The organism is Bacillota bacterium (genome assembly GCA_040754675.1).
In the GTDB taxonomy this organism is placed as follows: Bacteria; Bacillota; Limnochordia; order Limnochordales; family Geochordaceae; genus Geochorda.
In genome coordinates this window covers 1-6,043 of sequence record JBFMCJ010000254.1, presented here as the reverse complement: position 1 = coordinate 6,043, position 6,043 = coordinate 1, and the positions used below count along the sequence as shown (strand labels likewise).

The window sequence follows — 6,043 nt, the reverse complement described above, 5'->3', positions numbered from 1 at the left end:
CTCCTTGAGGGCCGGCACCTGCTCCTCGTACGTGGGCTCACCGGTAACCTGGTAGATGACGCCCAGCGGGATGCGGTCGCCCCACTCGTGGGCCTTCTCCCACGCCGCATCGTAGTCGGCCGGGTTGTAGCCGGCCTCGTCGTCGAGCAGGTAGACTCGCTCCCTGTACCAGTCATAGGTGTTGATGCGGTTGAAGATGACGCACGGCTGCAGCACGTCCACCAGCGCGTACCCCTTGTGCCGGATGGCGCGGGCGATGAGCCTGACCAGGTGCTTCGGCTGGCCGGAGAAACCCCGTGCCACGAACGTGGCGCCGCCCGCGAGAGCGAGCGCCAGCGGGTTGACGGCTTTCTCGATGGACCCGTCCGGCGTCGTGCTGCTCACGAACCCCCTCTGCGACGTCGGCGCCGTCTGGCCTTTGGTCAGCCCGTAGACCATGTTGTTCTCCACGATGTGGGTGATGTCGGGGTTGCGCCGCAGGACGTGCAGGAAGTGGTTGCCGCCGATGCCGTACCCATCCCCGTCGCCCGTGACGGCGATTACGTGCAGCGACGGGTTGGCCAGCTTGATGCCCTGCGCCACCGGCAGCGCCCGGCCGTGCAGCGTCGTGAAGCCGTTGGCGTGGATGTAGTCCGGCAGCTTGCTGCCGCAGCCGATGCCGGAGACGAAGACCACCTCGTGCGGGTAGATCTCGAGTTCCGACAGCGCCTGCTTGACGGCGTTGAGTATGCCGTAATCGCCACACCCGGGACACCAGGTGGGGCGAACCGGGCTGTTATACAGCTTCACGTCCAGCATGAAGGGCCACCCTCTCCAGCCGGCTCAGGATGTAGCCGCACGTGATCGGCCGGCCATCGTCCCGGGTGATGACCTCGTCCGCCTTCCGGCCGGTCTCGGCCCGAATCAACCGGGCGAACTGGCCGGTCAGGTTGCCCTCGACCACCACCAGGTAGCGCACCGACGCGATGGCGTCCGATGCGCCTTGCGAGAACGGCCAGATGTCTACGAAGTGCAGGGCGTTGGCCGAGACGCCCTCTGCGTTCAGCCGATCCACCGCCTCCCGGATGGCTCCCTTCGAGGAGCCCCACCCGACCAGCGAGATGTCTGCCTCTTCCGGGCCGTACCGTTCGGGCGGCCGCATCTCGGCCCGGGCCGCCTCGAGCTTGCGCATCCGCTTGGCCTGCTGGGCGTTGCGGTTTGCCGGGTCCTCGTCCTCGAAGTGCCCGAGCTCTGTGTGCTCGTCCGAGTTGGACATCTGCACCGCTTCCGGCAGCCCCACGAGCGCCCGCGGCGAGACGCCGGTCGGCGTGATCTGGTAGCGGGCGTACGGCTTGCCTCCGAGCCGCTTCAGCTCGTCGCGGCCAATCCACTCACCCCGGTCGATCCGGACGCCGGCGATGTCAAAGCTCGACTCGGGCGCACTCTTGAAGCTCGAGGCGAGAAAGCCGTCCGTGAGGACGATCACGGGGCACTGGTACTTCTCCGCCAGGTTGAACGCCCGAACGCCCGCATCGAAGCACTCTTCCTGCGACCCCGGAGCCAGGATGATCCGCGGGAACTCGCCTTGCGAGGCGTGCAGCGAGAAGAGCAGATCGCCCTGGCCGGTGCGGGTCGGCATCCCGGTGGAAGGCCCCGGCCGCTGGGCCAGAACCACCACCACGGGCACCTCGGCCATGCCCGCCAGTCCCAGCGCCTCCACCATCAGCGAGAAACCGCCGCCCGACGTGGCGGTCATGGCGCGGGCCCCTGCGTAGCCGGCGCCGATGGCCATGGTGATGGCGGCAATCTCGTCCTCGGCCTGCTTGGAAACCAGCCCGTAACGGTTGGCGTGAGCCGTCAGCCACTCGTACAAGGATGACGCGGGCGTCATGGGGTATGCCGCGATGAAGCGGCAGCCGCCGGCGAGCGCCCCCAGCCCCACGGCCTGGTTGCCGTTGATCAGGATCGACCTGCGCCCGTTCGGGCGCCCCGGCGAAAGCGGCCACCGGAAGCGGCCGTGCCAGTTGGTGCGCGCGTGCTCGTAGCCGGCCCGCGCCACCCTCAAATTGGCTTCCGCCACGTCCGAGCCCTTGCGGCGCCCGAAGTTCTCCCGGATGACCTCTTCGATGGTCTCCAGGCCGGCGCCGATGAGCGCCGCGGCCACACCCAGCGCGGCGGTGTTGGCCATCACCTTGGTGCCGCCGGCCGACTCGGCGATGCCTGAAAACGGCGCCACCAGGGCCTGTACCCCTGCGGCCTCCACCCGGCCGGCGAACCGCGCCAGTGGCTCGTCGAGCACGAAGACGCCCCCCGGTTCCATCTCGCCGAGGTGCGCGTCCACACTGGCATCATCAAAGGCGAGGAGCAGGTGTACCCGGTCGGAGGGCGCCGCGACAGGGCCGTTATGGCTCACCCGAATGGCAAAGGCGTTGTGGCCGCCCCGAATGCGCGACATGTAGTCCGACCAGGTGAAGACGTGTAGCCCGGCGCGGTGGAGCGCCCGGGCAAAGCCCGCCCCGCTGGATTCGACACCCTGCCCGGCTTCGCCGGCCAGTTTCAGCGTCAGATCGCCTGCTGTCACGGGCATCCCTCCGGGTGCGACTGCGTGTCTGGTTTATACCAAAACAACCGTTCCGGCGCATTATAACATGGCTTCGCTCCCAGCGAAAGCGTGGGCGTATGTATACATGCGGGGGTGGCTCGTGCCGTAGCGCTGGCGGCGAACGGACCCGGTCCTGGGGGCGTTTGAACCGGTAGCGGCGTTTGAAACTTACGGCCGGCCAGGCGAGAGCGTACCGCCCTGCGAGGGACGCGCAGCGCCGGGGGTATCGTCTCCGCCGAAGCGGCGCAGCAGCTCCGGGACGGAAAGCCAGATGATCTTCAGGGGTTCGGCGCTCGTGAGGCGGTCCCGGCCCCCCGCGGCGTAGAGGAAACTGAGCCAGCGCTCGTAGGCGGCCAGGAACCGGGCCGACCGGTCATCCGGGAGGTCATGCACCTCAAACCCGAGCCGCCCCGCGGCGCGGTGCAAGAGCGTCTTGCCATACAGCGCCTTCACCGGAACGGATACCCTGCCGGCCTCAATCTCCCGCGCCAGTCCCCGCAGCACCGAACGCATCTCGCTGCTCAAAGCGGCCACCACCCGAAGGGTGGAGCCCCCGGCCTCGGCCCACCGGTCCATCACCCTGGGGCTGTTGATATGCACCTCGGCCACCCAATCGCCGGGCCGCACGGCGGTACCATCCTGAAGCGTCACACCCGGCCCCGGCCAGCGGCGAAACCCGAAGCGCAGGGCGGAGCCTTCCGTCCCCGGCACCTCGTAAAGCCGGTAGAGCCTGGCGAACAGCCACTCCCACCCCGACCAGGCGTGCGCGAGCAGGCGGTGTGCCGGAGATGGCCGGTACGCCGCTTCACGGGCCCGCCCCGCGGGCCTCGCCGGCCCTGGTTCAGCTACCACCACAAGCCCCGTCCCTTCCCAACAGCTCCGAGAGCGTGACGGCGTGCAGGCCCAGGGCGTGCGCCTGCCGCAGCGCCGCCGGTAGAACGTCCGCCAGCACCTGCGCCCGCCCGGGAGGGCCGCCGTCGTGGAGGTCAATGATGGCGCCCGGGCGCAGTGCCCCGATCAGCGCCTTCGCGAGCGCCTCAGGCCTCGGGCGCCGCGCCCAGTCAGGCGGTGCCGCCGACCAAAGAGCGATGCGCATCCCCATCCGCCGGGCGCACACCGCCGCGGCCATGTTGAAGTGCCCCCAGGGGGGCCGGTAGAACCGCGGGGCGTGGCCCCCGGTGAGGTGCTCGACCACGGCGGCCGCCTCCTGCAGCTTCTCGCACGTCTCCCGCGGCCCCATCAGCCAGAGGTGGCGGTGGTTGAAGCCGTGCAGCGCGATCTCGTGGCCGCCCTCCGAAAGCCGCCGGATCTCGCCGGGGAGGCGAAGTGCCTGTTCCGCCAGCACGAAGAAGGTGCCCCGGGCCCCCGCGGCTTCGAGGATCTCCGCAATGCGCGCCGTCCAGACCGGAACCGGCCCGTCGTCGAAGGTGAACGCCACAGCCCGGGAACCGAGGGGCCCCTCCTTCAGCGTGCCGCGCCCGAGGCCGCGATACCACACCTGGGCCCCCGCGGTGTAGACGGCAGCCGTGGACAGCACCAACAGCCCGAAAGCCGCGGCTACGGCCAGGCCCGCGGTCACGCCGGGACGTGCTCCAGCACCCGGGTCGCCGCGTCCAGCGCGGCCTGCGGGCGGCCCAGGCTCCTCGCCCGTTCGCCAAGCGAGCGCCGGTGAGCCGGGTCTTTCAGCAGAGAGGCGACGACCCGCTCGAGCGCCGGCGGGTTCGGGGCAACTTCGGCGGCACCGTGGCGCCGGAGGTAGGCGGCGTTACCCTCCTCCTGGCCCGGGATGGGCGAGTAGATGACCGTCGCGGTACCCACCGCCAGCGCCTCGGATACAGTAAGCCCGCCGGCCTTGGTGACCAGGACGTCGCTTGCCACCATGAGTTCCGGAACGTTCTCCACGAAGCCCAGCACCCGCACCGGGTGGGACGAGCCGGCGAGTTCGGCGGAGAGGGCGCGGGCGAGTTGCTGGTCGTACCCGGCCACGACCAGAAGCTGGAGGGGTTCCCGCAAGAACGCGAGCCGTTGGCAGGCCTCGACAGCTCCCCGCATCATGCCGTAGGCACCGATCATGACGACAACGGCGGGCAGGTCTTCCTCGAGGCCCCACCGGGATCTGGCCGTTTCCCGGTCGGGGAGCTTCGCAAAGCCCTTCCGCAGGGGGATGCCCGTCACGGCGATGCGCGACGCCGGAATCCCCCGGACCACCAGATCGTCGGCCACCTCCTGGCACGGTACCAGGTAAAGCGACGTGGCGGGATGGACCCACTGGCTGTGGAGGATGTAGTCCGTGATGACGGTGACGGCGAAGGTACTCCGGCGCAGCTTCCCGTCATGGACGAGCTCCGCCACCACGCCGCCGGGGGTCGGGTGCGTGGAGACCACCACGCCGGCTCCCGAGGCCGTCACGAGCCGCCGTACGCTCGACTCGCCCAGGTGGTAGAGACGCTGCTGCCAGAACGAGTCCGGCTCGATGCGCGCCGTGCGCTCGTAAAACCCCCGCCACAGGATCGGGGCTTTCCGCACCGAGTAGATGTACGCCAGGCGGGTCGCGGCGTTGAACACGGGGTTGACCAGGTCAAAAAAGTCCACCGTCGCCGTACGGACCTCGGGCCGGAGCTCGCCCATGGCGTCCACCAGGGCCCTGGTGGCCTGGATGTGCCCGTTGCCGTACGTCGCCGTCAGCATCAGGATGTCGGCCCGGTCGATGCTCTGCCAGACCGGAGCCGGCCTGAGCCGATAGACAGCCCGTCTCAGCGACTGCCGGAGGTGCTGGCCTCCGATTCGGGTGCCGTCCATTCAGCGATGGTGCTCTCTACCTGCGCCAGGTCCGACCCCGACACCTCGTACGTGAGCTGGTCGGCGCCCTGCTCCACGTACACGGTGCGGGGCGAGGGCCGGTCCGTCGACGCCGGCGCCGAAAGCAGCACCGGGATCGACAGCCGGGTCACCGGGGTGCTGTCATGGCCGGCGACTGTGATCTCGATCACCCCGGCCGCGCCCTCTCCAGTTCGACCCGTCTTCGGCACGGACCTCCCCACGGCCACCACCCGGTCACCCCGGAGCCGCCACAAGGCGTCAAACAGGCCGTCGACCTCGTCCTGCTTGGGGCGCCGCCCGCCCGGCTGGAGCACCCACTGACCCTGGCCGTCCTTTTCGAGGGTGAGGGGGCCCGGCCGGCCCGTCATGCTGAACGAGATGCGCTGGAGCTCACTGCGGGAAAGCCCCAACACCTGGTGCCGGATCCACCCGTCGGACGTGGAGGCGAGCAGCGCCTCCACGTCGCTTGCGGGGAGCGTGTATACGGAGGGCTGGCCCTCAAGCTGCACGTAGCGCTCGGACGATTCGGCCGCGGCGCCCACCCGGAGCGTCATGGTGCGGTTCTTGCCCTGTTCGTCACCGGAAGCCTGCCCGTCTGGCGGCCTGTACTCCACCGTCACGACGGCCTCGGGGCGCGCCAGC

Annotated in this window: 6 protein-coding genes; all 6 read right to left on the bottom strand. The window is 69.8% G+C overall.

What is annotated here, in order from left to right; translation table 11 throughout:
* On the bottom strand, positions 1-798 hold a 798-nt coding region (locus AB1609_14095), incomplete at its 3' end, for a 2-oxoacid:ferredoxin oxidoreductase subunit beta (protein MEW6047592.1).
* Entirely contained in the window at positions 776-2,560 is a 1,785-nt protein-coding gene (locus tag AB1609_14090; GenBank protein ID MEW6047591.1) for a 2-oxoacid:acceptor oxidoreductase subunit alpha, read from the bottom strand. The genes AB1609_14090 and AB1609_14095, both read right to left, overlap by 23 nt.
* A gap of 189 nt (positions 2,561-2,749) precedes the next feature.
* Positions 2,750-3,433: a hypothetical protein gene (locus AB1609_14085; GenBank protein ID MEW6047590.1), complete on the bottom strand. Its 684-nt coding sequence runs from the start codon at positions 3,431-3,433 to the stop codon at positions 2,750-2,752.
* Entirely contained in the window at positions 3,423-4,160 is a 738-nt protein-coding gene (locus tag AB1609_14080) for a polysaccharide deacetylase family protein (GenBank protein ID MEW6047589.1), read from the bottom strand. Before AB1609_14080 ends, AB1609_14085 begins: the two co-directional genes overlap by 11 nt.
* Positions 4,157-5,380 carry a glycosyltransferase gene (locus tag AB1609_14075; GenBank protein MEW6047588.1) on the bottom strand — a complete coding sequence of 408 codons (1,224 nt, stop codon included), beginning with the start codon at positions 5,378-5,380 and terminating at the stop codon, positions 4,157-4,159. The genes AB1609_14080 and AB1609_14075 overlap by 4 nt, the downstream gene beginning before the upstream one ends.
* The coding region (locus tag AB1609_14070; GenBank protein ID MEW6047587.1) for a DUF4340 domain-containing protein at positions 5,335-6,043 on the bottom strand (709 nt) is incomplete at its 5' end. The genes AB1609_14075 and AB1609_14070, both read right to left, overlap by 46 nt.

Bases quoted from the DNA above. Each gene is read 5' to 3' on its own strand.
- AB1609_14075 (MEW6047588.1), bottom strand. From the start codon at position 5,380: ATGGACGGCACCCGAATCGGAGGCCAGCACCTCCGGCAGTCGCTGAGA.